This window comes from Wolbachia endosymbiont of Nomada ferruginata, from assembly GCF_001675785.1.
Taxonomy (GTDB): Bacteria; Pseudomonadota; Alphaproteobacteria; order Rickettsiales; family Anaplasmataceae; genus Wolbachia; species Wolbachia pipientis.
In genome coordinates this window covers 1-2,427 of record NZ_LYUY01000137.1, presented here as the reverse complement: position 1 = coordinate 2,427, position 2,427 = coordinate 1, and the positions used below count along the sequence as shown (strand labels likewise).

4 protein-coding genes are annotated in these 2,427 nt (G+C 33.9%); all 4 read left to right on the top strand.

Annotation, left to right across the window (positions count from 1 at the left end):
• Positions 1–357: 357 nt before the first annotated feature.
• Positions 358–1,464 (top strand): D-alanyl-D-alanine carboxypeptidase family protein, encoded by a 1,107-nt coding sequence (locus tag BA053_RS05980; protein WP_065095446.1) that lies wholly within the window; start codon positions 358–360, stop codon positions 1,462–1,464.
• A gap of 99 nt (positions 1,465–1,563) precedes the next feature.
• Entirely contained in the window at positions 1,564–1,878 is a 315-nt protein-coding gene (locus tag BA053_RS05975; protein ID WP_007548371.1) for a DMT family transporter, read from the top strand.
• 15 nt (positions 1,879–1,893) lie between these two features.
• A complete protein-coding gene (locus tag BA053_RS05970; protein WP_006279756.1) occupies positions 1,894–2,238 on the top strand; it encodes a DMT family transporter in 345 nt (114 codons plus the stop codon).
• A gap of 14 nt (positions 2,239–2,252) precedes the next feature.
• Complete coding sequence (locus BA053_RS07745) at positions 2,253–2,390, top strand: hypothetical protein (RefSeq protein ID WP_156518110.1); 138 nt, start codon at positions 2,253–2,255, stop codon at positions 2,388–2,390.
• Positions 2,391–2,427 lie beyond the last annotated feature (37 nt).

Here is a 2,427-nt window from a genome sequence, read left to right as displayed (position 1 = left end):
ATTTACTAAACAGAAAAAAAGGCAAAAGAAACCCTAGGGTAGCTAGTTATTCACTATCCATTTTTTAAGTTGGCGTTTTTTTATGTTTTAAACGCTTTATAAGCGCGTTTCAGCTTATGTAGGTAGAAGTTTTATAAAGACATAAGGTGCACATAGTGCAAAAAATTAAACATGAGACGCCAGATACGTGAGTTTTTTTGTCATTTAATCTGTACAGAGAAGATAAATAAATAGCTTCAGTTTCATGATAAGGGGGCTGGCGGAGTTTGTCAAGGAATTTTTATGCAAGAGATCTATTGAAATGCCCCTGTAAAATCATACTATTAATTAGTGCACTGTAAATTTAAAATTATAAATATGTTAAGCAGATTGGTAATTTTGCTATTAGTTTTTATACTTCCTTTTTCTTCATACTCATACCAGTTTAGAACCAAAGCAAAGCAAGCAGTAGTCTTAGATTTAGCTTCAGACTCGTTCATTTTTGACCATAATTCCGATGAAAAAATGGCCCCATCTTCAATGAGCAAGTTAATGACTTTATACATAACCTTCGATTATCTAAAAGCTGGAATAATACACATGGAGGATAAATTTCGAGTAAGTAGAAAAGCGTGGGAAAGGAGAGGCTCTTCTATGTTTTTGAAAGAAGGTCAATCCGTTACGGTGAGGGAATTACTTGAAGGAATTACAATAGTCTCAGGCAATGATGCCTGCATAACACTAGCCGAGGGCATTGCAGGATCAGAAGAGAATTTTGTGGCTGAAATGAATGAAGTTGCACAAAATTTGAATCTGAATGACAGTCATTTTGTCAACTCAAGCGGGTGGCCAGATGAAGATCATTTTATGAACGCAAAAGACTTGGTAATGCTGGCAAAAAGGATTTTCACCGATTTTCCTGAATATTATGATTTATTTTCCGAACAATATTTGACATATAATGAAATTGTACAAAAGAATAAAAATCTTCTACTTTTTCACGATATTGGGGTTGATGGCTTAAAAACCGGTTATACAAATGCTGGTGGTTACGGCATTGTAGCATCTGCAAAACGAAATGATAGGAGAATTTTTGCTGTCGTAAATGGTTTAAACACTGAGAAAGAGCGAATAGAAGAAGCAAAAAGATTGATACAATACTCCTTAAATCATTTTAACACTAAGAAAATATTCGTTAAAGACAGCGTAGTTGAGGAAGTAAATGTTCTCTATGGAAAAGATAGAAAAGTGCCTATTACAGTTACAAACGATGTTACCATAACTTACAACCGCAAATTGCATGACCAAATTAAGGTGCGTATTGAATATAAAGATATGATACCTGCACCCATTAAAAAAGGTCAAGAAGTGGGCAAAGTTTTTGTAGAAATACCAGGTATTGAGCAACAAACTACACCACTTTATGCAGCAAATGACGTGCAGGAATTGAATTTCGTAGAAAAGTTTTTTAGGATGTTATTTTAAGTTTGATATTAAAGCAATTTCGAAAGAGAGATTTATTGCACTTTAGTGTAGTTTTAACTAACAATTTCTGTTACAATACAAGATTGAAATGTTACGAAAATGTGCTGGTTATATTTGTTGCTGTCTAGTATCCTAGAGATACTGTGGGCTGTAACGCTAAAGTTTAGTAACAGTTTTACTAAGGTTGTGCCTTCGATTGCAACATTGGTAATTATGATCATTAGCATTTACTTTTTATCTCTTGCAGCATGCTTTCTACCTATTAGGGTATGCTATGCAGTTTCCTCTGGAATATGCACAATTGGAATAACTATAATTGGTGCAACCACTTTCACAGAGAATATTAATTTATCTCAAGTTTTATGTATCGTTTTAATTGTAATAGGAACCATAGGGCTAAAGCTCTCTATTTAAACCTAAAGTTTATGCATGAATTGGATATATTTACTCTTATCGTCACTAATTGAAGTGTTCTGGGTCATAACACTTAAGCATAGTTATGGATTTACTCATCTCGTACCATCAATAATTAGCATACTCTCCATGGCTCTTAGTACATATTTACTTTCGCTCGCTACACGTTCTATACCTATCGGAGTATGCTATGCAATTTGGACTGGAGTGGGCGCTATAGGAGCTTCGATACTTGGAGTTTACCTATTTGATGAACCAGTTAATTTATTCGAAGTAATATGCTTTATTTTAGTTACATTCGGGATTATAGGATTAAAATTGTTTGATACTGCAAAACAAACTGTTGATAAAATGGAATAAAAGATCCCACTGGGATGAAAGAAGCAGATACTCCATATTGTCATGCAAATTGGAATCCAGACTTTTTTCTATACAGCATGGTGAAGACGGGAAACCGTAACCGTTCAGACAATGGCGTCAACTTAAGGAAAAATATCAGCGATAGTGTATAAAATTTCTCTCTAAATTTTTTATCATTAAATTATCCAA

What these genes read in the sequence shown, in the direction of transcription:
- BA053_RS05980 (WP_065095446.1), top strand. Translation starts at nt 358, where the DNA reads ATGTTAAGCAGATTGGTAATTTTGCTATTAGTTTTTATACTTCCTTTT.
- BA053_RS05975 (WP_007548371.1), top strand. Translation starts at nt 1,564, where the DNA reads ATGTGCTGGTTATATTTGTTGCTGTCTAGTATCCTAGAGATACTGTGG.
- BA053_RS05970 (WP_006279756.1), top strand. Translation starts at nt 1,894, where the DNA reads ATGAATTGGATATATTTACTCTTATCGTCACTAATTGAAGTGTTCTGG.
- BA053_RS07745 (WP_156518110.1), top strand. Translation starts at nt 2,253, where the DNA reads ATGAAAGAAGCAGATACTCCATATTGTCATGCAAATTGGAATCCAGAC.